The organism is Bacillus sp. MUM 116, assembly GCF_001866655.1.
Classification (GTDB): Bacteria; Bacillota; Bacilli; order Bacillales; family Cytobacillaceae; genus Neobacillus.
The window spans coordinates 14,889-37,509 of record NZ_MLYR01000056.1; the positions used below are offsets into that span (position 1 = coordinate 14,889).

The 22,621-nt window shown below is 41.2% G+C and carries 18 protein-coding genes and 1 pseudogene; 13 read left to right on the forward strand and 6 right to left on the reverse strand.

Annotated elements, in window-relative coordinates; genetic code table 11:
- Window positions 1–384: 384 nt before the first annotated feature.
- Window positions 385–1,209, reverse strand: coding sequence for an aldo/keto reductase (locus tag BIV60_RS14615; protein WP_071356459.1), 825 nt, complete (start codon window positions 1,207–1,209; stop codon window positions 385–387).
- 235 nt (window positions 1,210–1,444) lie between these two features.
- Between BIV60_RS14615 and BIV60_RS30975 the strand changes: the two are divergent.
- Window positions 1,445–1,669: pseudogene (locus BIV60_RS30975) on the forward strand (CBO0543 family protein); the annotation flags it as partial.
- Window positions 1,670–1,715: 46 nt separating this feature from the next.
- Here BIV60_RS30975 and BIV60_RS14620 read toward each other — a convergent pair.
- Together BIV60_RS14620 and BIV60_RS14625 are read right to left on the reverse strand one after the other, a co-directional pair.
- The gene (locus BIV60_RS14620; protein ID WP_071356460.1) at window positions 1,716–2,225 is read right to left on the reverse strand and encodes a DoxX family protein; all 510 of its coding nucleotides are present in this window, start codon (window positions 2,223–2,225) and stop codon (window positions 1,716–1,718) included.
- A 245-nt stretch (window positions 2,226–2,470) separates the two neighbouring features.
- Window positions 2,471–3,088, reverse strand: a complete 618-nt coding sequence (locus BIV60_RS14625; protein ID WP_071356461.1) for a TetR/AcrR family transcriptional regulator — start codon at window positions 3,086–3,088, stop codon at window positions 2,471–2,473.
- A 147-nt stretch (window positions 3,089–3,235) separates the two neighbouring features.
- On the opposite strand from BIV60_RS14625, the gene kynU reads away from it, so the two are divergent.
- From kynU to kynB, 4 genes are all read left to right on the forward strand, one after another.
- Window positions 3,236–4,510 (forward strand): kynureninase, encoded by a 1,275-nt coding sequence (kynU, locus tag BIV60_RS14630; RefSeq protein WP_071356462.1) that lies wholly within the window; start codon window positions 3,236–3,238, stop codon window positions 4,508–4,510.
- 121 nt (window positions 4,511–4,631) lie between these two features.
- Entirely contained in the window at window positions 4,632–6,020 is a 1,389-nt protein-coding gene (locus BIV60_RS14635) for an amino acid permease (RefSeq protein WP_071356463.1), read from the forward strand.
- A 24-nt stretch (window positions 6,021–6,044) separates the two neighbouring features.
- Complete coding sequence (gene kynA / locus BIV60_RS14640; protein WP_071356464.1) at window positions 6,045–6,884, forward strand: tryptophan 2,3-dioxygenase; 840 nt, start codon at window positions 6,045–6,047, stop codon at window positions 6,882–6,884.
- A 155-nt stretch (window positions 6,885–7,039) separates the two neighbouring features.
- Window positions 7,040–7,663, forward strand: a complete 624-nt coding sequence (gene kynB, locus BIV60_RS14645) for an arylformamidase (protein WP_071356465.1) — start codon at window positions 7,040–7,042, stop codon at window positions 7,661–7,663.
- A gap of 52 nt (window positions 7,664–7,715) precedes the next feature.
- On the opposite strand, the gene BIV60_RS14650 is transcribed toward kynB, so the two are convergent.
- Window positions 7,716–8,144 (reverse strand): MarR family winged helix-turn-helix transcriptional regulator, encoded by a 429-nt coding sequence (locus tag BIV60_RS14650; RefSeq protein WP_071356466.1) that lies wholly within the window; start codon window positions 8,142–8,144, stop codon window positions 7,716–7,718.
- A 121-nt stretch (window positions 8,145–8,265) separates the two neighbouring features.
- Between BIV60_RS14650 and BIV60_RS14655 the strand changes: the two genes are divergently transcribed.
- Window positions 8,266–8,862 carry an NAD(P)H-dependent oxidoreductase gene (locus BIV60_RS14655; RefSeq protein ID WP_071356467.1) on the forward strand — a complete coding sequence of 199 codons (597 nt, stop codon included), beginning with the start codon at window positions 8,266–8,268 and terminating at the stop codon, window positions 8,860–8,862.
- A gap of 172 nt (window positions 8,863–9,034) precedes the next feature.
- On the opposite strand, the gene BIV60_RS14660 is transcribed toward BIV60_RS14655, so the two are convergent.
- Window positions 9,035–11,251: a glycerophosphodiester phosphodiesterase family protein gene (locus BIV60_RS14660; protein ID WP_071356468.1), complete on the reverse strand. Its 2,217-nt coding sequence runs from the start codon at window positions 11,249–11,251 to the stop codon at window positions 9,035–9,037.
- Window positions 11,252–11,447: 196 nt separating this feature from the next.
- Complete coding sequence (locus BIV60_RS14665; protein WP_071356469.1) at window positions 11,448–13,112, reverse strand: hypothetical protein; 1,665 nt, start codon at window positions 13,110–13,112, stop codon at window positions 11,448–11,450.
- A 356-nt stretch (window positions 13,113–13,468) separates the two neighbouring features.
- On the opposite strand from BIV60_RS14665, the gene BIV60_RS14670 reads away from it, so the two are divergent.
- The 7 genes from BIV60_RS14670 (at window position 13,469) to BIV60_RS14700 (ending at window position 22,331) form a co-directional block, all read left to right on the forward strand.
- Window positions 13,469–14,911, forward strand: coding sequence for a GntP family permease (locus tag BIV60_RS14670; RefSeq protein WP_071356470.1), 1,443 nt, complete (start codon window positions 13,469–13,471; stop codon window positions 14,909–14,911).
- Window positions 14,912–15,012: 101 nt separating this feature from the next.
- Entirely contained in the window at window positions 15,013–15,696 is a 684-nt protein-coding gene (locus BIV60_RS14675; RefSeq protein ID WP_371261539.1) for a CoA transferase subunit A, read from the forward strand.
- Window positions 15,697–15,712: 16 nt separating this feature from the next.
- Window positions 15,713–16,366 carry a 3-oxoacid CoA-transferase subunit B gene (locus BIV60_RS14680; RefSeq protein ID WP_371261538.1) on the forward strand — a complete coding sequence of 218 codons (654 nt, stop codon included), beginning with the start codon at window positions 15,713–15,715 and terminating at the stop codon, window positions 16,364–16,366.
- A gap of 31 nt (window positions 16,367–16,397) precedes the next feature.
- A complete protein-coding gene (locus tag BIV60_RS14685) occupies window positions 16,398–17,183 on the forward strand; it encodes a 3-hydroxybutyrate dehydrogenase (RefSeq protein ID WP_071356473.1) in 786 nt (261 codons plus the stop codon).
- A gap of 108 nt (window positions 17,184–17,291) precedes the next feature.
- Window positions 17,292–18,701: a sigma-54 interaction domain-containing protein gene (locus BIV60_RS14690; protein WP_071356474.1), complete on the forward strand. Its 1,410-nt coding sequence runs from the start codon at window positions 17,292–17,294 to the stop codon at window positions 18,699–18,701.
- A gap of 1,235 nt (window positions 18,702–19,936) precedes the next feature.
- Window positions 19,937–20,128 (forward strand): hypothetical protein, encoded by a 192-nt coding sequence (locus BIV60_RS14695; protein ID WP_177177312.1) that lies wholly within the window; start codon window positions 19,937–19,939, stop codon window positions 20,126–20,128.
- 193 nt (window positions 20,129–20,321) lie between these two features.
- Entirely contained in the window at window positions 20,322–22,331 is a 2,010-nt protein-coding gene (locus BIV60_RS14700) for a peptidoglycan recognition protein family protein (protein ID WP_483295116.1), read from the forward strand.
- Window positions 22,332–22,621 lie beyond the last annotated feature (290 nt).

Here is a 22,621-nt window from a genome sequence, read left to right on the forward strand (position 1 = left end):
GCGAATGGACGCACTCCAAAAACCAGGAAGGTTCATTTCAGCCAATGGCTGGGATGGGCCTTTCTTTTGTGTAAGATATGGATTGATTTATGAATTTTTAAAAAATTAGCCTGTGATTGAATAGAATCTGTCATTCTAGTTGATATTGAATAGAAAGGATGGAAATCAAAAAAGGGAGAGTTGTTTATGCAAAAATTTGATGAAGAATTTTGGGAAGAAAAATATGCTCATTTAGGAGCGGTGGCAGCCATAACGGAAATGCTCTATTTTGCAATACATAAAGATTAAAATTCGACGGTGCCTGGCACCACCCAAATTTTGTCGGGAAAATAAAAGCCCATTTCAGCAGGTTCGCTGGAATGGGCTTTTAAGTTTAGTGAAAAATTATTGCATATGAAAGTCGTTTGGATGTGGACCTTTACGACGGTTGCGGTTGAGCTGGTGAATTTGCTGCATTTCATCTGCAGTTAATTCGAAATCGAATACGTTAAAGTTCTCTTCGATTCTTGCTGGTGTGACGGATTTAGGAATAACAATCGTATTGTTTTGTAAATGCCAGCGAAGCACGACTTGAGCTGGAGTTTTGCGATGCGCTTCCGCAATCTTTTGAATTACTTCGTCCTTTAGCACTTCTCCGCCTTGTTCAAGCGGGCTCCACGCTTCCACAAAAATATCATGTTTTGCACAAAAATCTTTTAATTCAGTTTGGGCATGGAATGGATGACATTCCACTTGGTTTAATACAGGTTTTACTTCGCATTCCTTTAAAAGTCGCTCTAAGTGTTCGATTTCAAAGTTACAAACACCGATGGCTTTGACGCGTCCATCATGATAGAGCTTTTCTAATGCTTTGTATGTATCAACGTATTGATCGAATTGTGGAGTTGGCCAATGAATTAAATATAGATCTACGTAATCAAGGCCTAATCTTACAAGGCTTTCGTCAAAAGCGCGCAGTGTGTTTTCATAGCCTTGGTCGCTGTTCCATACTTTTGTGGTAATAAAGAGGTTTTCACGCGGAACGGAAGATGCTTTAATTGCTTTTCCAACGCCTTCTTCATTTTTGTAGATCATTGCTGTATCGATAGATGTATAACCAACTTCAAGTGCCTTCGCTACGGCAGCAGTTGCTTGGCTGTCTTCAACCTGCCAAACACCGAAACCAAGCTGCGGCATTTTTATACCGTTGTTAAGAGTAACAAAATTCATTGAACTCTCTCCCTTACTATAATTTTTGTGCATCGACTTCAAAGGTAGTCTCCCCACTAATTTTGGAAAAACACTCCAAATCTACATGTTTTATTATACTGTAGTGTTAGTGGGGAAGTATAGAATTTAGGTTTACGAAATATTATAGGGGATTTTTCGACAGATGCCTGTCACTTCGTGAAATTTGTCGAAATTTACATAGTGAAAACACCCCCTTGGAAGGTTTTTTAATCTTTATTACCCTGTTCAAAAGAAGATATGGAATAAAGCACTTTACTTTCTATCTTTTTGCTCCGTTCTTTGTACATTAGAAATCATCGGAGTCAAATATACTCGGCATATTAACTATAAAATATGGAACTTGTACTTAAGCTTCATTACCATGTGGATATCGTTTTATGTTTCTAGGTTTTTTTATAAGTGGTTTTTTAAATATGATTGGGCTAAAGATGAAAGATAGTACGACAAAAATCGGGTGGTTCCTAGTCTCCACCCGATTTTTTCAACTAAGCGGTATGGTTCACCGCCTTGTTTCCTTTTTCAGTTGTTCTGCGAATAAAAGGTACCACCCAGCAATCTAGACCGAAGCGGCCTGCGTTATTGCCGGCGGCGATGATGATGACACCTAAAAGAATATACAATGGATTGCTAGATACGGTACCAGCCATCACGAAAGCAAAGTTCATGACTAAGGCAAAGAACACAGCAGCAGTTGTTAAACAACCAAGAATTAATCCTAAGCCGACAAGGAATTCACCTACAGGAATAATTGTGCTGAAAATATCCGCATTCGGTAGTGCAAAATGTTTTAAAAAACTAACATATGTGGCGTAAACGATGCTTCCATCCGGCCCCTTGACGGGGTTGGCAATTGCACCTTTTAGGAATCCAGTCGCATCAAATCCGCCTGTAAGTTTGTGAAGACCGGCCATCATCCATTCATAACCTAGGTATAACCGAATGACTGTAAGAACGGCAGCAGCAACTTTGTTCTCCCTTAAAAATTTGCTAAACATATAAAGGACCCCTTTTTGAAAAAGTATTATTAACTTGATTACACTTATATTATAATCCGTATATCTTGAAATAAGAGTCGTTTGCTCACTGTTTCACAAAGTTGTAAAAAAGGTTTGAACAAATTATTACAGGGATAGTGGATGGTGCCTGTCACCCTTCGTGGACAAATGGGGCATTTTGTCTATTTGGAGTGGACAGACAAAAAAGGGTGGTACACTTTCACCACCCTAATTTTGTCGAATCCTTAAATATAAAGTCCTTCTGTATAGACAGCGGTCATGGTCTCAGCGATTTCCTCAACGGTACCTTGGTGTTCGTTACGGACGATTTCCCATAGGTACATTTCGTTGGTGAAGAACCAGCCTTTGGCGACAAGTCCGTGGTTTAGTTCGGCTCTTGCCAGTCCATGCGCTTGGGCGAATACGATATCCTTGGAAATCCGTTGAATGAATTTTTCGCGGATGGCTTTCCATTTGGTTGAAATTGAAGGGGAAATCCCCATGGCCTGCTCAAACAATTGCATCATGCTCCGCTCGGTTTCAGCCATTTTTAAAAAGGCCGTAGCCTGCGAAAGGATGATTTCACGGGCTTCCTCTTTTGTTTTTGGAAAAAACGACACTTCGGCAATTTCATAAAATTTTTCCATGACATCGTCCATCAACACCATCAAAATTTCCTCTTTGCCCTCAAAATGGACATAGGCAGTGCCGTATCCAATTCCGGCTTTCTTAATCATCTGTGAAATGGTTGCCTTTTGAAATCCTTCCTCGAGAAACACTTCCCTAGCCGCTTCCAGCAGCTTTTGCTTTGTTTTAATGGAACGTAAATGGCGTTTGTCAACCACATCAAGTTTCTCATTCATTTTCCGTTTCCTCCTGTACTCTCTACTATAAAGAATATCTAAAAATAATAGCGGTTACAACATTAATAATTTTCTGAAAATAATATTGACATCATGTCATATTTATTGGTATAGTTTCCTCAAGCAATAAAGAAGGGGGTTATCATAATGATACAATCATCGTTAGAATATGCAAAAAAGCTGGACAACGCGGACGAGCTTAGAAGGTTTCGCGAGGAATTTTATCTAAGGCCGGGTTCGATTTATATGGACGGAAACTCGTTGGGCTTGATTTCAAAGCGGGCAGAGCGGACTCTCCTCGAAACGCTTGAAGATTGGAAGGAACATGGAATTGACGGCTGGACACAGGGGAATCATCCATGGTTCGACCTTTCTGAGAGATTAGCAGAATTGTTGGCACCATTAGTAGGCGCTTCAACTGAGGAAGTAATTGTAACCGGTTCCACGACGGTCAACCTTCATCAACTTGTGGCTACTTTTTATCAGCCGCAGGGAAATCGGACAAAAATCGTGGCCGATGAGCTCAATTTTCCAACGGATATCTATGCGCTTAAAAGCCAGCTTCGTATCCACGGATATGATCCGGAAGAGCATTTAATTCGCGTGAAAAGCCGAGACGGCCGCGTGATTGAAGAAGAAGATATTATCGAAGCCATGACCGATGAGGTAGCTTTAGTCGTCCTTCCAACCGTTCAGTATCGCAGCGGGCAAATCCTTGATATGAAGAGATTAGCAGAAGAAGCACATAAACGCGGGATTTTAATTGGTTTTGACGGCTGTCATTCTGTTGGGGCAATTCCGCATTCATTTAGTGAATGGGATATCGATTTTGCTTATTGGTGCAATTACAAATATTTAAACGGCGGTCCGGGAAGTGTCGGCGGCTTGTATGTGAACCGCAAACATTTTGGAGCGGACCCTGGGTTGGCCGGCTGGTTTGGTTCTCGAAAGGATAAGCAGTTTGACCTCGAGCATACTTTTACGCCTGCGGAAACTGCGGGTGCTTATCAAATTGGCACGCCGCATGTGTTGAGCATGGCGCCGCTGCTTGGCTCCCTGGAAATTTTTAAGGAAGCGGGAATTGAAAATATTCGCAAAAAATCGCTTGAGATTAATCAGTATTTTATGGAATTGATCGAAGTAGAGTTGGCCGGTCTCGGGTTTGAAATCGGCAATCTGCGTGAGGATGCGCGACGGGGCGGCCATGTTTGCCTTGAGCATCCGGAAGCGGCACGAATTTGTAAGTCTTTAAAAGAAAACGGCGTTATTCCGGATTTCCGTGCACCGAACGTGATCCGCCTTGCACCGATTGCTCTGTATACTTCCTATGAAGATGTTTGGAACGTTGTTCAGATTTTGAAAAAAATTATGGTTGAAAAGCAATATGAGAAGTTTGCGAATGAGCGGGAAATTGTGGCGTAGGCGGATTTGCGGAAAAAAGGGTTCTATTCGCGGATAAAACCCAAAAATCCGCGGATAAACAATAATTAAGTGAAATTTTATACTTTATAAATAAATTCAAACAAAGGAAAGGCGGGGACGTATGGAGAATAAGATGGAAAAAGGATTAAAGCGGGAGTTAAAAACCCGGCAGTTGACGATGATTGCGATGGGGTGTGCCATTGGAACAGGATTGTTCCTTGGAAGCGGTCTTGCAATAAGTACTGCAGGACCTGGTGTACTAATTAGCTATGCAGTTGGAGCGTTTATTGTCCTCTTGCTCATGGGCTGTTTGGCGGAAATGACCGTTGCCCACCCAACCTCAGGCTCGTTTGGACTAATCGCTGAAAAATATATCCACCCGATGGCAGGGTATCTCGTCCGTTATTCGTATTGGATTGCCAACGTACTCGCAGTCGGCGTCGAAGTCAGCGCGATTGCCGTATATATGAAATACTGGTTCCCAACCGTCCCGGGCATCGTCTGGATTTTGCTGTTTGGAGCCGTACTTATTTATGTAAACGCTACGAGTGTTAACACCTTTGCCACCTTTGAATACTGGTTTTCAATGATCAAAATCAGCGCAATTATTGGTTTTATTTTACTAGGAGCTTATGTTTTATTTGGAAACTCAGGCGCTGCAAAAATTGGCTCTGAAAATTTCACCAATGCCGGGGGATTTCTTCCGTTTGGTTTTAAGGGAGTCTGGGTTGCCATCTTCATTTCATTGTTTAGCTTTTTAGGAACGGAACTGATTGCTGTGACCGCAGGCGAAGCGAAGGATCCCGATGTTGCAGTACCAAAAGCCTTGAAGGCCACCGTTTTCCGTCTTTCTACTTTTTACGTCTTAACTCTGGCTATCATGTTGATGATTGTTCCGTGGAAAAATGCAGGCATCGATAAAAGTCCATTTGTAAAAGTAATGGAAATTTTGAACATCCCTGGTGCATCCGGAATCATGAACTTTATTATTTTAACCGCCGCTTTATCAGCCATGAACAGTCAGCTGTATGCATCAACAAGAATGGTATTTTCATTGTCACAGTCAAATTTTGCTCCAGCCGTTTTTGGAAAGGTCAATAAAAGAGGTGTTCCATCATCTGCTCTTGCGATTTCCGCTGTTGGAATTATTGTGGCGGCAGTAGTCAGCGCCTTGTTTCCGGGAACTTCATACGCCTTCATGATGGGGATCTCCATGTTTGGTGCGATGTTTACTTGGTTAATGATCTTTGTTTCGCATTTATTTTTTCGAAAAATGTGGGAAAAATCAGGCGGCCGTAAGTTGCCAGTGAGGATGATAGGGTTTCCTTACTTAACTATTCTTGGGGCGGTTCTGTTAGTGAGTTTGATGATTACCACTTGGTTTACGCCTTTTAAAATTTTGCTTCAGTTTGGCATTCCGTGGCTCGTATTTTTAACGGTTGTGTATTTCTTTTTTCATAAAAAGAGAGTGGATGCAACTTCCCAGCAGGACTTTGTGGTGGAAGATTAATAGAAAGTTTAGGAGGTCTACAAAATGACAAACTTAGAGAATAAAAACTTAGAAAAAGGTATTCAATTAGACTTTAAAAAAGATATGTCCTATGGCGACTATCTTCATCTTGATCAAATTTTATCGAGCCAGCACCGGCTTTCGGATCACCACGATGAAATGCTGTTTATCATCATTCATCAGACAAGTGAGCTGTGGATGAAGCTGATATTGCATGAGTTGAATGAGGCCATCGCCTGCATCCGCCGCAATGATTTGGAGCCGTCGTTTAAAATGCTATCCCGTGTTTCCCGGATTCAGCAGCAGCTGATTCAGTCGTGGAGTGTTCTTTCAACACTAACGCCGTCCGAGTATATGCAATTCCGTGATAAATTGGGGCATTCTTCAGGATTCCAGTCCTATCAGAATCGCTTGATTGAGTTTGCGCTAGGAAACAAGAATGCTCGCACTCTTGCAGTCTATCAACATCAGCCAGAGTTGTATCCGTTGATGGTGGAGGCCTTGAATGAGCCGAGCATTTATGATGCGTCGATTTCCGCACTTGTGGCGAATGGATTATCGGTTGATGAAAAAGCGCTGAACCGCGATTTGTCACAAAACTATGAACTGAATGCGAGTGTTGAAGCAGCTTGGTTGACTGTGTATCGTAACCCGGACCAATATTGGGATTTGTATGAGTTAGCGGAAAAGCTGGTGGATATCGGCAATCAGCAGCAGCTTTGGCGTTTTAATCATATGACGACAGTGGAAAGAATTATTGGGCATAAAATGGGGACGGGCGGTTCGTCGGGTGTTACCTATTTAAAAAGAGTGTTGGATCAGCAGTTTTTCCCTGAGTTGTTGAGCTTGCGGACAAAGTTGTAGGTCTTGGGCGAGCGTGGCCGCTTATAGAAGACACTTTTGAAGAAATAACAGTAGGAAGTGTCTCCAATGGCGCATCTAGGAGACACTTTTTACGTAAAAATAGTAGAAACTGTCGCCAACTAAAGGAATTTCTACATAAAAAGGAGGACATTCCTATGAACCCATGGATTGATATCTCACAACCGCTAGACAACCAAATTGCTGTCTGGCCGGGGGACACGCCTTTTACTTATAAAGTCAATTGGAGTAAAGAACAAAGCGGTTCGGTCAATGTCGGGCAAATCAATATGAGTACCCACACCGGCACCCATATTGATGCCCCGTTTCATTTTGATAACAACGGAAAAAAAGTCATCGATCTCGATGTGAATCTATATATTGGCTCTGCAAGGGTGATTCATCTGCTAAAACCGTCATCAATTGGAATCAAGGAACTATCCGGTTACAATCTTGACGGAGTAACTCGCCTAATCATCCGGACTGATTCCTGGGAAGACCGGCAGCAGTTCCCGAGCGCGATTCCAGAGATCAAACCAGAACTGGCTTCCTATTTAGCAGGGTGCGGCGTCCGTCTCCTTGGGCTCGATTTACCTTCCGTCGACCCGATTGACAGCAAAGAACTCGCCGCCCACCACGAACTAACCCGCCACGGGATCCATATCCTCGAAGGATTGGTCCTAGACCAAATCGGACCGGGAGAATACGAACTAGCCGCGCTCCCCCTTCCATTAGTAGAAGGCGACGGAAGTCCGGTCCGTGCCATCTTAAGAAAAATTTAAATTCGACAAAAATCGAGTGATGCCTGGCATCACTCGATTTTTGTCGAATAGATTAATAAAATAATTTTTCTTTCAGAATATCCAGTGCGCGGTTTATGTCTTCTAAATCTTTTTCCGAAGTATTTTGGATGCGATTTAGAAAACGCGTTTCAATTGATGCAAAGGCCTTTTCCATTATTTTTTCCCCTTCATTAGAGAGGCAAATGTATTGCTTGCGCCGATCTTCTGAGTCACTGAATTTTTCAATTAAATTTTTTTCTGTTAATTTTTTTAACTCACGGCTTGTATTTGGCAAGGAAATATGCTGGCAATCGCTAATCTCACTTGGTGAAACAGGCTGACTAACCGTTATATACTCAAGAATGCTATATTGAACGGGTGTAATCGAATCTGATTTTGCATTTTTTGTTAATTCGTGTGTCACTCGATGAACAGCAGTTGTAAAGGCCACACATTTAAAAAAAAGAGTTTTTTTGTCCATAACGCTCACCTCTTACAGACAAGATAACAAAGTTGTTATCAAATAACAATTATCATTTGACAACTAAATGAAAAGGGAGGTATTATTTAGTTGTCAAATGATAAGTATAAAGGGGTGCGTAATGAAAACACTGGTTATTTATTCTCATCCTAATCACCAAAGCTTGTGCTATGCATTTTTACAAAAAGTTATCAAAGGATGTAATGAAAATCCTAACGTTAAGGAGTTACAGGTCCTTGATTTATATGAAGAGAATTTTAATCCACTTCTTGTGTTTAATGAACATAAACGAAGACGTGATATGTATCGAGATCCTCAAATTGAAAAATATCAAAAACAAATTATGTGGGCTGACCAGATGATCTTTGTTTATCCGATCTGGTGGGGAAGACCTCCAGCCATGTTGCTGGGTTATATTGATCAATTATTTGCTGCAAATTTCGCCTATCAGGATAAAAAGGGACTATTTCCAGAAGGGCTTTTAAAGGGAAAATCCGTTGTATGTATATCCACCATGAAAGGACCAACCCACTATCCGCTTCTCTGGTTAAATAATGCCCATAAGATGTTAATGAAAAAAGCCCTATTTCATTTTGTAGGCATCAAAAATATAAAGTTTTTTGAATTTGGTAACATGGAAAGCCCAAATGGAAAACAAGTGAAAAAACTAGAAAAAATTTATCGTTATTTCAAAGGGATGGTGCACTATTATAATTGAAACTCTCTTTGCTTTATTTTTAGTCACATAGGACTCTGCTGTGTTACTTGTTTTTTTCTTTAAGTCTTTATTCATTTGCGAAAAATCTTTACTCTTTAAGCATCTTAATAGTTTGGACTGGGGAAATTTAAATAGAAAAATTCCCCCCCAGGCGTGGGAGGGAATGAAATGGTTAATCTTCTAATTGGAAATCATGGCTGAAATGAATTTTTCCATTTTCATCGCGGATTTCCACTGTCGCCTTGTTTGTTGCCGGATCAACTTTGAACACGCCAAAATTGAAGAAATTACCTTCGGCATACATACTTTCCGGGCCAAAGGTTGGGTCCAGTGTGCCGGGATTGATTTTTACCGCACCGATTGGGCCGCTGATCAGCTCGTGATAATCGGTTTTACCGTCGTGATTTGCATCATATTTAATCACTTGGGCAAAGTGGACATCCGTTGTGACAAAGAATACATTCTTAATTCCTTTTTCCACAATAAAATCAGAAATCTTTTTGAACTCATTCTCATATCCAGTCGGATCATTTGGGTTTAATTGATTGCCATTTGCCCAGCCATCCCTGGCATTCGCCTTTCCAGTTGGAACGGAGATTGGTACGGAGGTAGCGACAAGCTTAATTTTTGCATCGGATTCAAGGAGCTGCTTCTTCAGCCATTCTAATTGTTCGTCACCAAGCATTGTTTTACCCGCAACATCCGCCTGTGTGTTAGGATCGCGGTATCCCCGGTTGTTCAGAATCATCATATCAAGGGTATTCCCATAAGAATAGGTGTGGTAAAGCTTGTCCGCGATACTGCGGTCCTCCGAAATTGGCCAGTAGTCTTTGAATGCGCTCAAACCAGTCGGTGTCAATGGCTGTGATGGTCCCGAAAAATCGTTGGTTACTTCATGATCATCCCAAATCGAATATGTGGCTGTTTTTTGTAAAAGGTCGCGTAACCCAGCATCCGTGCGGTTTTCCTTATATTTTGCCCAGAATTCCTGTACCGTTTCTGATGGCGGATTTGGCACAGCCGGTGTTTTGTTATCAGCATAAATGGTGTCACCGCTGAATAAGAAGAAGTCTGGATTTAAAGCGGACATCGCCTTAAAAGAGTTATATGGCGGGATTTCACCCTGTCCACCCGTATCGCCGCCCCAGACCATGGTCAATGGTTTTAAGCTGTTCTTGGCCGGTGTCGTTTTGAAGGATCCGTTCACGGTATAGCTGCTAGAAACCGTATGCGCACGGTAATAATACCTCGTATCCGGCTTCAAACCGTCCATTTTAACCTTTACCGCATAATCATGCTCCGCCTCAGCATGAATAGTTTTTACGATAAACGGCTTTTTAAAGCTGCTGTCCGTAGAGATTTCAAATTGAACATTTGCTTTACCGTTTGTCCGTGCCCAAAGAATCGCTGATGAATCCGTGACATCTCCGCTCGCAACTCCATGTGAAATAAACGGCTTATCGACCAGTTCAACCATTTTATCCGGATTATTTGTGAACTCGCCATCCACTCCAAGAGAAAGTAGTGACGCCAAATCATCCTGTGAATTAACCGTCCATGGATGGACAAGCAGTTTATTTTCGTGTGCCGCTTCCATGAATTTTGGCACAACGAGTTCCTTGCTTGGACCTACTCCAGAGGCATAATCAGCGATTCGTTTGAATTCCTGATAGACATCTTTTCCCTTCAGCATCGCCCCCGTATAAAGTTGAATCAGCTTTACATTTGGCGCCAATGTTTTCAACTTGCGCAGGCTGTCTTCACTGAATGATTCCAGAATTAGATTCTTGCTATCTAGCACTTTGTTTTTTTGCAAGATTTCAATCAATTTTTCTTCCATGCCCGGATAGACATTTGGTGCCTTTGTTTCCATGTAAAGGCCGACTTTTCCATGCCCATGCTTTTTCACAAATTGAATCGCTTCATCAAGGGTAGGGACATGCTGGCCGATGTATTCTTTTTTTGCCAGGTTAGGAAAGGCTTTGTTAAACCACGAACCGGCATCGAGACGCTTAATCTCATCCAGCGTAAAGTCCTTAACGCGCCAAGGAGCACGGTCCGGATACAATTCCTTTGCATTGGTCGTTCTTTCCAGTGTTTCATCATGCATGGCAATCAATTGACCGTCCTTGGTCATTTGTAAATCGAATTCCACGTAATCAGCTTTCATTTTGATCGCTTGCTTGTAGGCGGACAGTGTGTGTTCCGGTCCGTATGCAGATGCGCCGCGATGGGCGATGACCGCTACATCATGGGTTAATGGCTGCAAGGTAGATTGTCCATTGTCTGTCGTAACGGTTTTGTGTGGTGCTGCTAAAACAGCCCATGGAGCGGCTGAGGATAATGATAATGAGAGGCACGCGATTCCAGCTACTAAACTCTTTTTCATCTGTCATTCATCTCCTAAAAGTTATGTATTCCTACTTAAACTTATAGAAGTATTGTAAAGTGATTTTTAATAGAATATAAATGTTTGGTAAATTTAACAAAAATAGTAAATTCAACTCATGTGAATTGATGTGAAAAAATACCTAGTCGACAAAATTCGGATGGTGACAGGCACCATCCGAATTTTGTCGACTGCGCTATTGAATTCCTTCAATCCTAATTTCCTTCACCGGCAGGAATTGTTCCTCTGTATTTAAGTAGGTTAGCCTTACTTTATCTCCTTCTTTTAGATAGATAATGAGTGGTTCTTTTTCAGAAGAGAGAATAAAGTTTTGGCGATTATCGAGCAGGAAGGTGACGAACGTGAAATCACCAGATTTTTCTTTATAAACTCTGAGTACGGTTCCGTTAGCTTGTTTTTCATCGGCTTTCGAACTGCCGTCGACCGTGCCTTTGCCGCGCTGCAAGGCTGTTTTATACTGCTTTAAGGCCTCGTTCGGCGTTGAGCCATAAGCGGAAATTTCCGGATTTGCCGCCGAAACAATAAAGTAGTTTTGTAAAAAGCCATTCGAATCGAGGACAGCGGTCAGCCAGCTTGCCTCACCATAAAAGTTATAAAGAATCGGCATTTTTCCCTTCCATTTTTTCTCGATAAATTTTTTTTCAATAATTTGCAGTGCGCCTTGTGAATCCATATACGATTCGTCCGGATTTCCTGTATAATAGGTTGCCTTGCCTGTTCTTGCGTTTGTCAACGAATAACCGAGCATCGAATCGACGTTTTCCTTTGGGCTGGTAAAATCAGTGAAATAGTACATGACCCCGTTCTCGTCAAAGATCGGACTTACATTTGCCACTGTTCCTTCATCAGAAGGCAGCTTTACATCTGATTTTCCAAAAATACTATTCCAAAAGCCATGAACATACTTCCCAAAATAACTGTTTTGAAGGCTGACGGCTTCCGGTGAGACTGCGCCATCAATAAATTCCGGGGCATTGTTTAATGAATACTCCTTTGTTTCTCCCGTTTTTGCATCGACTAACACAATCCCTTTTACTTTAAAACCATTCCTCGCCGAGACAAAATCACCATAGGTACGAATATAGTAGGGTTTCCCTTTTTCATCCACTTCTAATTTGACATTGCCATAGAAAATCTTTTTCGGAAATTCCATTCGGATATGCCGCTCGATATTTTTATTGAAAAAAGAAGAAGGAGTATAGGCCATTTCTTCTTTTATAAACTTTGGGTTAGCGGATGAATCGGTTGCACTAACGGTAAAATAGCCTGGTGTTTCCGAACCTCTCAACCATTTAAAAAATCCTGAGAATTCAACGGGAGCAATATAAACATAGTCTTCGTTTACTTTTTGGATTTGCAGATTGCCAAGTTCATAGTAGCTTGTGTTCGGGACTTGGCCAAATGCCTTTTTCATCTTGTTTCTGGCAAATTGCGGCGGGACACTTGCCGGTTTCTCATGCTCATCAAATGCTTTGATCTCTACTTTTTCCGTCATTTTGGCTGAGGTATATTTTTCGTTTGCGTTAAAAAGAAAGGCCGTTAAAAAATATACACCTACTGCCAAGCTCCCCAGAAATAGAGCTGCTTTTATCTTTTGCTCCTTCCCCGTCGAAAGCGCAGTTCCGGCGGCAGTCAAAAGGATTGCCAGCGGCCATATAGCAGATAGATTGCGGTCTAGATTGGTAAAATAAAAGAATAAGAAAATCAAAACAATCAAAACAATCAAACCCGTAACCAAACCGCGAGTGGGAGCAGTGCTTCCCTTCGGCTTTTTAATTGGATTTAAAACAAGAGCCGAAACCAACCCGATAATAAATGTAAATAAAAATATATTCCCCATAAATCCATTTCCTTCCTTTCCCTGATAACTACTCCTACGAATGATGAGATGGAAAAGTTTCATGTTATAAAAGAAACTTTTGTGAAAAAAAGCATTCCGCTAAACCGGAATTTTCCTAAAATACGGAATGAATTCACCGGAAAATTCCGTAATTCTGGAAATTATCATTTGTCCGATTTCCGTTAATAAAAAAGAAAACGGTGAGATTATGAAATTTTCAATCAATTTTGAATTAGGAATATTTTGGCATGGAACTTGCAACTAAATGAGTATGAAAGGGATTTTTTTTGCAAAGGAGGTTTCAATTTCCTGCAAACGCTTTCAGGGAAAACTATCATTGAACAAGGGGGATTTTCATGGATTTAATCATCATTCTTCTAGCGCTCGGCCTGTTGATGTTTGTTGCCTACCGAGGGTATTCCGTCATTTTATTTGCGCCAATCTGTGCGCTTTTAGCTGTTTTATTGACAGAGCCTAGCTATGTTTTGCCGTTCTTTTCAGGTGTGTTTATGGAAAAAATGGTCGGATTTATTAAATCTTATTTTCCAGTGTTTTTACTAGGTGCTATTTTTGGAAAAGTTGTTGAGATGTCTGGTCTTGCGGAATCGATTGCGAAAACCATTGTGAAATTGATTGGCGCTAAAAGGGCCATTCTGGCAATCGTTTTATTAGGTGCGATTTTAACCTATAGCGGTGTGAGTCTATTTGTCGTCGTTTTCGCTGTATTTCCATTCGCAGCCCATTTATTTAGAGAAGCGAATATTCCGAAGCGCTTGATTCCAGGAACAATCGCTTTAGGGGCTTTTTCTTTTACAATGGATGCCCTGCCAGGGACTCCACAAATTCAAAACGTGATTCCGATTCAATTCTTTAAAACCGATATTTATGCGGCACCGGTATTGGGGATTATCGGTGGGGGATTTGTATTGGTTGTCGGCCTGCTCTATCTGGAATCGAGAAAGAGAAAGGCAGCCAAAGCAGGGGAAGGTTATTTCGGCTTCGATACTGAACTTGCAGCAGGTTCTGAAGAGGCAGGTCTTGCCAAAAATGAAAATCCTGTTGCAAATTTCTCCGCGGATCAATCTGTAGCCCGCCAAATTCTCGCCTTTGTACCACTTATTCTAGTGGCGGTCATGAATAAGATATTTGTTACCAACATCCCGAAATGGTATCCAAATGGCTTTGATTTTTCTAAAATCGGCTTAAAGGCATTTGGGGTCGTGGATACGACTGCGGTTGCAGCCATTTGGGCCGTTGAAATGGCGCTTGTCGTAGGGATTATTGCGACGCTTCTCTATGATTGGAAAAAAGTCACGCAAAACTTCAAAGAAGGAATTAATGCAAGTATCGGCGGCTCATTGCTTGCCACGATGAATACCGGGGCTGAGTATGGATTTGGCGGAATTATCGCAGCGTTGCCAGGGTTTGCAACCATTAGCGGGGGGATTTCCCACACCTTTACCAATCCGCTTGTAAATGGAGCCGTAACGACTACCACTCTTGCCGGGATTACGGGTTCAGCGTCCGGCGGTATGGGAATTGCCTTAAGTGCAATGGCGGAAAAATACAATCAGATGATTGCAGCGGCACATATTCCTCCGGAAGTGATGCATCGCGTAGTGGCAATGGCATCCGGTGGTATGGATACGCTTCCACACAACGGAGCGGTTATTACATTGCTTGCCGTAACAGGGTTGACCCATCGCCAATCATACCGTGATATTTTTGCCGTAACGGTCATCAAAACACTTGCTGTTTTCTTTATTATCGCTCTTTATACTTTAACAGGCATTGTTTAAGAGCCTTAGCAATGGCTGTTAGCCTTTTCTTTAGGCTAACAGCCATGTTTAAAAAAATAGATTACTAGAGAGGTGTTTCAAAATTGAGTAATGGAAAATTAATTAAATCCTTTGAGGATGCGATTCAAGATATTCATGATGGGGCGACCATCATCGTTGGCGGGTTCGGTCTGTGCGGAATTCCTGAGAAAGCCATTTTAGCTTTACGGGAAAAAGGAGTAAAAGACCTGACAATTGTCAGCAATAATTGCGGTGTTGACGATTGGGGACTCGGTCTTTTATTAGCCAATAAACAGATTAAAAAAATGATTTCCTCTTATGTAGGAGAAAACAAAATCTTTGAAAAGCAATTTTTAAATGGTGAATTAGAGGTAGAGCTTGTCCCTCAAGGCACACTTGCTGAACGCATCCGGGCAGGCGGTGCCGGAATTCCTGGTTTCTATACCGCGACAGGAGTGGGGACCCCGATTGCCGAAGGAAAGGAACATAAAGAGTTTAATGGAAAAACCTATATTCTTGAGGAGGGAATCGTCGGAGACTTTGCATTAGTAAAGGCTTGGAAAGCAGACACCCTTGGGAATTTGATGTATCAAAAAACCGCCCGGAATTTTAACCCGCTTGCCGCGATGGCAGGGAAAATTACGATTGCAGAGGTAGAGGAAATCTTCGAAGCAGGTGAACTGAATCCCGACCAAATCCATACACCAAGCATTTACGTACAAAGAGTTTTAAAAGGCGAAAACTACGAGAAGCGAATTGAACGAAGAGTAGTTACTCAAGCTTAGAAAGGGGATTGTTCTGATGGATGTACGAAAAAAAATCATTACTCGGGCAGTATTAGAAATTGCAGATGGGATGAACGTAAATTTGGGGATTGGGATGCCAACACTAATTGCGAATGAAATTCCTGCCAACTTCAATGTATTGCTTCAATCGGAAAATGGACTGTTAGGGATTGGCCCATATCCAGTGGAATCCGAAGTAGACGCCGATCTCATCAATGCAGGAAAAGAGACGGTAACAGCTGTTGATGGTTCCTCCTATTTTGATAGCGCAGAATCATTTGCAATGATTCGCGGCGGACATATCGATTTAGCGATTCTTGGCGGGATGGAAGTTTCAGAAACAGGGGATTTGGCCAACTGGATGATCCCTGGGAAAATGATCAAAGGGATGGGCGGTGCCATGGACCTTGTGAATGGAGCGAAAAAAGTCGTTGTCGTCATGGAGCATGTAAATAAGCATGGCGAATCGAAAGTGAAACAAGTGTGTACGCTCCCATTGACAGGGAAAAATGTTGTCCACAGGTTAATCACAGATTTGGCTGTATTTGATTTTACCAAGGATGGAATGATTTTATCAGAATTACAAGAGGGTACTACAATTAAAGAAGTGCAAGAAAAAACGGAGGCTTCTTTTACGGTAAGCCCACAATTAATGTCCAACCAACAATAAGTTTGATTGAATGACTAGGAGTGAAACAGCAATGATGATGGCTTTAGAAGGAAAAATAGCTTTTATAACAGGGGCAGCCAGCGGAATCGGATTGGAAATCGCCAAAAATTTTGCGCAGGAAGGGGCAAAGGTCGTGATTTCAGACCTGAACGGTGAAGCGGCGGAAAAGGCAGCTGTTGAACTAAAGGAACAGGGGTATGAATCAATCGCTGCTCCTTGTGATGTCACCGATGAGGAAGCGTTTAAAAAAAGTCTGGAAACGGCTCATCAAACCTTTGGCCGAATTGATATTTTAGTAAACAATGCCGGCCTGCAATATGTAGCACCCATTGAAGAATTTCCTACTGAAAAATTTAAGCTATTAATCGATGTGATGCTTACAGCACCGTTTATCGGAATTAAAAACGTATTTCCATTTATGAAAGAGCAGGGATTTGGAAGAATCATCAATATGGCCTCGATCAATGGCTTGGTCGGTTTTGCTGGAAAGGCCGCCTATAATAGCGCCAAGCATGGAGTCATCGGCTTAACGAAAGTGGCTGCGTTAGAAGGGGCTGAACATGGAATTACAGTAAATGCGATATGCCCTGGATATGTCGATACACCACTTGTAAGAAATCAATTAAAGGATTTGGCAGTAACTCGAAAGGTTGAATTTGATCGTGTGATTGAAGAAGTTCTTCTCCCGCTTGTTCCGCAAAAAAGATTGTTAGCCGTTGAGGAAATTGCGGATTATGCGGTGTTTTTAGCCAGCGATAAAGCAAGAGGAGTTACTGGGCAGGCCGTGGTGCTTGATGGTGGATATACTGTTCAATAAAGATTGGAAAATGGACCCCAAGTGGGTTCTTTTTCCGTTTTCAGGAAATAAGTACTGGTGATTCTTTGATATAATAAGAATCATCACGTTGAAAAGGTGAGAAATTCGATGAATGGACTTATACATATTCCAAATGACTGGCTTGAAGAAATTATCAATCTGGCAGCAGAACGGATTGTCATTGTTGATCGTAATGGGATCATTCTTTATATCAATCCTGCCTATTGTGAGTTTATCGGTACAACGGTGGAAATGGCAACGAGTAGGCATGTTCTGGATGTAATTGAGAACAGCCGGATGCATATCGTTGCGCAAACGGGTCAAGCGGAATTGGCGGCTGTTCAATCGATCAATGGGAGCGAAATGATTGCCAATCGTTTTCCGCTGATTGTAAATGGGGAATTGGTGGGTGCACTTGGAACCGTAATGTTCAGGAACCCTGAGGAATGGCTGCATTACCAGCAAAAAATTCAATCCCTTGTGGAAGAGTTGAAGTATTACAAAACACGGTTTGAAAAAGAAATGAAAAGTAAATACGGCTTTAATGATTTAATCGGGAACAGCCCAGAGTTCCTTGCAACGAAAAAATTAGCGGAACGAGTATCAGGAAGTCAATCTTCGGTGTTGTTATTGGGGGAATCCGGTACAGGCAAGGAGTTATTTGCACATGCCATCCACTCCAACAGCAAGCGGGCCGCCTTCCCGTTTGTTCCGATTAATTGCGCTTCGATTCCGGAGCATTTATTGGAATCGGAATTATTCGGATATGAAGAAGGGGCCTTTACCGGTGCGAAAAAGGGCGGCAAAAAGGGACAATTTCAAAATGCCAATTTCGGAACGATTTTTCTTGATGAAATCGGGGATATGCCAATTTCGATGCAAAGCAAGCTTTTAAGAGTCTTGCAGGAAAAAGAAGTTCAGCGTGTAGGCGGACAAAAATCAATTCCTGTTGATGTACGGGTGATCGCCGCAACCCACAGGGATTTAGAAAAAATGGTTCAGGAAGGAAAGTTCCGTAAAGACTTGTATTATCGTTTAAATGTGATCAAAATAGAGATTCCGCCGCTTCGAAAACGGAAGGTAGATATCCCGATCATTGGCACGCATTTATTGAAAAAAGTCGGATCGAATTTTCACCGCCATGATCTTCATTTATCAACTGAAGTCATTGAGAGACTTCAACATCATATATGGCCGGGAAATATTCGTGAGCTTGAGAACGTATTAGAGCGGGCAATCAATGTTTTGGACGGGAAAACCATCGAGATTGTTCACCTGCCTCTGTACCTTCGAGAACTTGAAGACAATCGTCAGGTCCATCAACAAATGAGATCAGAAGTGGAAAAAGATGTTTCTTCCCCTACTTTAATGTCTTTAAAAGATACAGTGGCTCATGCTGAAAAACAAGCGATTCTTCATGCTCTGGTTGTAACGAAGGGGAATAAACAGGAAGCAGCAAAGATCTTGCAGATTAGCAAGACCAGTTTTTATGACAAATGTAAAATCTATAGTATATAATCTTATTTTTTTTCAAAAAAAACGGGGTCCAATAAAAATTGGGCTCCGTTTTTAATGCGTCTCCATCCCTTTTCGGAACCCCTTATCTTATAAGGTGGTTGTGTTTACAATCGTGCTGTTATTTAACAATATCAATTATATAAATAGTTACTATTGTTCCTTAATTATGATTATAAACTCAAGGAGATGGGTTTTTAATAATTTTAATGTTCAAAAATATTCACTTCCCATTCTTATGATAGATAAATGGTGTTTGAGAGTTTGTCCAAGGTTTGCAGCAATTTTAAATTGAATTGGTCTTATCTGCGGGGAATATACCCAAGTTTTCAATTGTATAATTAGAATTATGTTTGTATTTTTATACAAGCGTTTAAAGGAGGAGTACTTTGCTGAACCCATGGGGTTGGGCAGTTTATCTATGCTATTCACACTTTGTCAAATCTTGTAGTATAAAATTATTTGAATATGTAAACGTTTTCAAATATAATAAGGATAGGTGGATGGCGCGCGTGGCCATCATGGTATTGAGCGTAGGGTGGGGCCGATACTGGTAAAATGATTGATTACTAGGTATGTAGGATTCGGAACAAACAATCTAATAATCGAAATAATAATAAAGAAAATCCGGCAAATGAAAAAAGAAAGGGGCAGAAACATGGAGAAACATAAAAACTTGTTCGACTATTTCGTAAGGGAAGACCACTTCGAGCTTCATTCCTATCTGACTTACTTGTTCAATAATCAACTCTGTGAACACCTTCCAGAACACGTCGAAGAAAAACTGGCGAACCAATAGACTATGAAAAAGATAATGATGTATTCCAAAACGTAAAAGCGGTCATTTTATTTCGAATAAAATGGCCGTTTTTTTTGTGCAAATTGTATCCGACAAAAATCGAGTGGCGACAGGTAATGCTCGAATTTTGTCGAATTCTTTGTGATTTCGAAATACTTTTATTTTTACATAGGATGTTATTACAATATAATGTGTTTTTTGTAGTAAAGATGATATATAGGGATTTTGTACAAATTTGTACGGGCTACTTGATATTTCAATATTATTTGCTATTTTTTTCAATATTTCTACTTTTACTTTCCTAGTTCACATGAAAAATGGACTATGATACTATGAATTTTGGTTTTGGAATTGTTGTGCCTATACAAAAACGAAACAACAAATTAAATCAGTCATCATCCCTTCCAAAATCATCAAAAAATATGTATATGAGGTGTCGATGATGAAGCTAACTCAAGCTGTACACAGTGAAAATCTGAAACTCTTAACGGAAATCCGTGATCTCAAAATAAAAATGCGAAAACTCTACTATGAAAAAGGTCCTAGTACTCCCGACTATATCACCCTTTCACTCAAACTCAATTTCCTCATGAACGAATACTTTGAAGAAAAGCTAGTAGAATTACAGTAAAAATTTGGATGGTGCCTGGCGCCATCCAAATTTTGTCGAATCACCCCATTTTTTATAAAAATAACTCAAAAAATCTCAATATTTCTTATATTTTCTAATAGATAAATAGTATAATAGTCATGGAAATATTTCGAGAGTGAAAATATGGGGAGGAAGTATGAAAAAAGTAGTTAGTTTTGTAGTAGTTTTGCTCATGTGTTTGAGCATATTCCCTCAGGGTGGGTCTGGGGGCCAAGTTTTTGCGGCGGGGAAATATCCGGATGTAAATAATTATATCGCTTCAAACATGTTCACACCGATAAAAGTCTCGTATCAGCATATCAGTAAGTTTCCAGATTTCAATTATCGTAATGGCTTTGCCATGGTTGAAGGGGTCGTCGCCCACGAGACAGCAAACAATAGCGCAACCATCTACAATGAAATCGCCTATATGTCGAAAAATTATCAAAAGGCATTTGTCCATGCGTTTGTCGATAGCTCTCATGTTATTGAAATCCACAACCCCAATTATGGTGCCTGGGGCGCTGGATCATATGCCAATCAAAGGTTTATCCATGTAGAATTAGTGAGGGTCAAAAGTTTCCCCGAATTTGCCCGTTCTATTAATAACTATGCGAACTACATTGCCTATCTTCTATTTGAATACAATCTGGGCGTAACCAGCGCAGAAAAAACCGGTAAGGGCACATTGTGGTCCCATAATGCTGTTTCCAAATTCCTCGGTGGCACGGACCACGGCGACCCAATCGCTTATTTCTCCCAATGGGGCTATATCTGGAATGACTTTGCGGAACTAGTAACAGAAAAATACAATACCTTAAATACGAACATAAGTACGAATAGACTTGGGCTTATCCAAAAAGAAGGCACGAAAATCTATCAAGAAATTGGCGATGATGCCACTGCCATCACAGCAGATTCCACCTATACTAATCGTGTCTATTACATAAAAGAGCAAGCGATTGAAGACGGTCAAATCTATTTCTTAATAAGTAATGAAAAAGGAAACATTGGCTGGGCAAAGTCACCGAACTTAGTGGTCATGCCATACGCCCTAATTAGCAAACAATCAAAGAATTTTATTTTAAAAGGAACCGGAGCAGCCTATAGCAAGGAATGGGGCCAGGATAAGGATGCGGTCATTACGGCACTTTCTCCATATGCAGATCAGGAATTCACGGCTAATGCGACGGAGCAAATCGGAAACTCGATTTGGTATAGGGGGACGCTTGCCGGTCAAACGCTTTGGGTAAATTCCAGTAATGTAACGACTATTACGGAAAGCGTTACCGACCAATTAGGGGTCGTAAAAAATGACGACGTTAAGATTTATAAGAACATCGGAGAAGCAGAATCTGCGATTTCTGCAGGTTCAGCTTACACTAATACTGTTTTTTACATTAAAAAGAAAGCTACGGCAAACGGCAAAACCTATTACTTGCTTAGCACGCAACCAAGCACAACAAAAGGGGTTATTGGCTGGGCAAAATCCACAGATTTAACAACGCAATCTTATGTGGAAGTGGATAAAAATCCGAAGATGTTTTTGATTAAAGGAATTGGCAGTGCCTACAGCAAGGCTTGGGGTGGCGTAAAGGATTCCGTCATTAACAATCTATCAATCTATAAGGATCAAAGTTTTAAAGCACAGCTGACCGTTAAAATCGGCAGTACTATTTGGTATCAAGGACAGCTTGGTGGTAAAACCATCTGGATTCCATCTAATTCTGTAAAGACAATCAACGAGAGCAGCACAAGTCAGTTAGGCCAGGTAAAGAGCAGTTCCGTAAAGATTTATAAGCTGATTGGCGACAGCGCAAATGCCTTTAATGCAAGATCTACCTATACCAATCGTGTCTACTATATAAAGAAACAAGCAAGCTTTTTGGGCCAAACCTATTACCTGCTTAGCTCACAACCAAGCAGCAGCAAAGGAGTCATCGGCTGGGCAAAATCCTCCGACCTTTCCACCCAGAGCTATGCTCAGGTCAACGTAAACAGCAAAAAACTTGTTGTCAAAGGAACCGGCAGTGCCTTCAACCAACCATGGGGCAGCACAAAAGACACCGTCTACAAAAGCCTCTCCATATACAAAGGAAGAACATTCAAAACCACATCCGCTTGGAAAGTTGGGAATGCAACATGGTATTACGGAACATTCGGCAGCAAAATGGTTTGGATCGACAAAAACTATTTGAAATAATGATTCGGTAAATTCGGGTGGTGCTTGTCACTACCCGAATTTCCTATTACACAAGGGAATATTACACAAAAAAGTGGCAAAATTGATACCTACTTCCCCCTGTGAAGGCTCCCCAGAGTTTCCAGGGGGCTTTTTTTTTCGTGGATTTTTTACTATCGGGAAAGTTTTTTTGTAAAGGCTCTTTTCGTAAACTTTGTTGCTTTTGGACCTTAATAAGGGTCATCTACTAAGTTTCTAGGCAATTTTCGCAAATGTTCCTACGAAAAGATGCCACGAAGCATTTAGTTATA

Bases quoted from the DNA above. Each gene is read 5' to 3' on its own strand.
- BIV60_RS14620 (WP_071356460.1), bottom strand. From the start codon at position 2,225: ATGTTTAGCAAATTTTTAAGGGAGAACAAAGTTGCTGCTGCCGTTCTT.
- BIV60_RS14660 (WP_071356468.1), bottom strand. From the start codon at position 11,251: ATGAAAAAGAGTTTAGTAGCTGGAATCGCGTGCCTCTCATTATCATTA.
- BIV60_RS14655 (WP_071356467.1), top strand. From the start codon at position 8,266: ATGAAAACACTGGTTATTTATTCTCATCCTAATCACCAAAGCTTGTGC.
- kynB (WP_071356465.1), top strand. From the start codon at position 7,040: ATGAACCCATGGATTGATATCTCACAACCGCTAGACAACCAAATTGCT.
- BIV60_RS14665 (WP_071356469.1), bottom strand. From the start codon at position 13,112: ATGGGGAATATATTTTTATTTACATTTATTATCGGGTTGGTTTCGGCT.
- BIV60_RS14670 (WP_071356470.1), top strand. From the start codon at position 13,469: ATGGATTTAATCATCATTCTTCTAGCGCTCGGCCTGTTGATGTTTGTT.
- BIV60_RS14615 (WP_071356459.1), bottom strand. From the start codon at position 1,209: ATGAATTTTGTTACTCTTAACAACGGTATAAAAATGCCGCAGCTTGGT.
- kynA (WP_071356464.1), top strand. From the start codon at position 6,045: ATGACAAACTTAGAGAATAAAAACTTAGAAAAAGGTATTCAATTAGAC.
- BIV60_RS14690 (WP_071356474.1), top strand. From the start codon at position 17,292: ATGAATGGACTTATACATATTCCAAATGACTGGCTTGAAGAAATTATC.
- BIV60_RS14650 (WP_071356466.1), bottom strand. From the start codon at position 8,144: ATGGACAAAAAAACTCTTTTTTTTAAATGTGTGGCCTTTACAACTGCT.
- BIV60_RS14625 (WP_071356461.1), bottom strand. From the start codon at position 3,088: ATGAATGAGAAACTTGATGTGGTTGACAAACGCCATTTACGTTCCATT.
- kynU (WP_071356462.1), top strand. From the start codon at position 3,236: ATGATACAATCATCGTTAGAATATGCAAAAAAGCTGGACAACGCGGAC.
- BIV60_RS14680 (WP_371261538.1), top strand. From the start codon at position 15,713: ATGGATGTACGAAAAAAAATCATTACTCGGGCAGTATTAGAAATTGCA.
- BIV60_RS14700 (WP_483295116.1), top strand. From the start codon at position 20,322: ATGTGTTTGAGCATATTCCCTCAGGGTGGGTCTGGGGGCCAAGTTTTT.
- BIV60_RS14695 (WP_177177312.1), top strand. From the start codon at position 19,937: ATGATGAAGCTAACTCAAGCTGTACACAGTGAAAATCTGAAACTCTTA.
- BIV60_RS14685 (WP_071356473.1), top strand. From the start codon at position 16,398: ATGATGATGGCTTTAGAAGGAAAAATAGCTTTTATAACAGGGGCAGCC.
- BIV60_RS14635 (WP_071356463.1), top strand. From the start codon at position 4,632: ATGGAGAATAAGATGGAAAAAGGATTAAAGCGGGAGTTAAAAACCCGG.